This is a genomic window from Gemmata algarum (assembly GCF_034097035.1).
GTDB classification, from domain to species: domain Bacteria; phylum Planctomycetota; class Planctomycetia; order Gemmatales; family Gemmataceae; genus Gemmata; species Gemmata algarum.
The window spans coordinates 1-1,755 of sequence record NZ_JAXBLV010000068.1 but is presented as its reverse complement, the minus strand read 5'-3'; the positions used below and the strand labels follow the sequence as shown (position 1 = coordinate 1,755).

At 74.4% G+C, this 1,755-nt stretch carries 3 protein-coding genes; all 3 read left to right on the top strand.

Annotation, left to right across the window (positions count from 1 at the left end; translation table 11 throughout):
• Positions 1-1,229: chemotaxis protein CheA (locus tag R5W23_RS07590; protein ID WP_320685816.1), on the top strand; the 1,229-nt coding region annotated here is incomplete at its 5' end.
• 19 nt (positions 1,230-1,248) lie between these two features.
• Positions 1,249-1,536 (top strand): STAS domain-containing protein, encoded by a 288-nt coding sequence (locus tag R5W23_RS07585; RefSeq protein WP_320685815.1) that lies wholly within the window; start codon positions 1,249-1,251, stop codon positions 1,534-1,536.
• 30 nt (positions 1,537-1,566) lie between these two features.
• A partial coding sequence (locus tag R5W23_RS07580; RefSeq protein ID WP_320685814.1) for a hypothetical protein occupies positions 1,567-1,755 on the top strand: 189 nt, incomplete at its 3' end.

The following is a 1,755-nucleotide window of genomic DNA, read 5'->3' as shown; positions in this document are numbered from 1 at the left end:
GCGGCGCTCCGCCGGCGCCCAAGGCCATGCGCGTGGACCAGCGGAAGTTGGACGAGTACGTGAACCTGGCCGGCGAGCTGGTGATCGCGCGCAACGCCCTCGTGCACGCGCACCGCCGGTCCCGGACCGACCGGGCCGGGGCCGCGGGGCTCAAAGAGCCGATCGACAAGATCTGCCGGATCGTCGGGGACGTGCAGCGCAACGCGATGGGCATGCGGATGGTCCCGGTGGGAACCGTGTTCCAGCGGTTCCCGCGGCTGGTGCGGGACATCGCCCGGACGCTGGGCAAGCAGATCGCCCTCGAGCTCGAGGGCGAGGAGACCGAGCTCGACAAGCAGGTGGCGGAGGCGCTGGGGGACCCGCTGGTGCACCTGGTGCGCAACGCGGCCGACCACGGCATCGAGCCGCCCGACCGGCGCCGCGCCGCCGGCAAGCCCGCGGCCGGCACCGTCCGCCTCCGGGCCGGGCGCGAGGGGAACGCGGTGTTCATCGAGGTCCGGGACGACGGCGGCGGGATCGACGCCGAGCGGGTCAAGGCGAAGGCCCTGGCCATGCGGGTCGTGACCGCGGAGCAGGCCGCCGCCTTGTCCCGCGAGCAGGCGCTGCAACTGATCTTCGCCCCGGGGTTGAGCACCGCGGCGGAGGTCAGCGACCTGTCCGGGCGCGGGGTCGGGATGGACGTGGTCAAGAGCAACGTCGCGTCGCTCGGCGGCACGGTGGTCGTGCACTCGGACCTCGGCCGGGGGACGTGCATCCGGCTCGCCGTGCCCCTCACGCTCGCGGTCACGACGGTGGTCCTGGTCGAGGCGGGCGGCCTGCTCCTCGGGCTGCCCGTCGAGGCCGTCCAGGAGACCCTCAAGGTTCCCGCCGCCGGCCTGCGGCACCTGGGCCGCGGGCGCGCGGTGGCCCTGCGCGACAGCGTCGTGCCGGTCGCCCCGCTCAGCGCGCTCTTGGGCCTCCCCGCCGGCGAGCGGGGGCTCCCCCTCGGCCTCACGCCGGTTGTGGTCCTGAACCTGGCGGGCGCGCGGTTCGGGGTGGCGGCCGACGTGCTCCACGGCCAGCAAGAGGTGGTGCTCAAGCCGGTGCCCGCGCAGCTCGGGCGGGTGCCCGGGGTGGGCGGGGCGAGCATCATGGGCGACGGCACGATTGTTCTGATCCTGGACCCCGCCGAGTTGCACGGGCTGGCCGTCGCATCGCCGGGGCGAGACGGCAGTAGCACTTACATCTGAAACGCAAAGGGGATTCAAAATGATCGACGCGGTTCCTGACGTGTCGCCGCTGGCGCTGCCGAGCGGGACCGGGCCGGCGGAGCTCGAGGCGATGCTCCGCGCCGCGCAGCGCGCGGCGCGGGCCGGGGGCGGGGTCGTGGTGGACTGCTCCGCGGCTCCGTTCCTGGCCACGAGCGCGGTCCAGGTGCTGCTCGCACTCCAGCGCGCCTGCCGCGCGCGGGAACAGGCCTTCGCGCTCGTCGGCGTGTCGGAACCGGCGGCGGCCTACCTGCGGCTCGCCGGCCTCGCCGGGCTCCTCGACGCGTAACCCGTGCCCCACCGATCGGAGAACTTCCGCATGGCCCTCACAGACGCTCAGCCCGACGCGCACGCGGCGGGGATCGGGGTCGTACTCGGCGCGGTGTCCGCTCAGCTCGAGGACACCGCGCGGCACATCGAGGCGAGCGTGGCACAGGTGTGTGCCAGTTTCGCCAACATCGCCCGGCGCAGCAAAGATTGCGCGGCGCGGGCGGCCCGTGCCGCCGGT

What these genes read in the sequence shown, in the direction of transcription:
- R5W23_RS07585 (WP_320685815.1), top strand. Translation starts at nt 1,249, where the DNA reads ATGATCGACGCGGTTCCTGACGTGTCGCCGCTGGCGCTGCCGAGCGGG.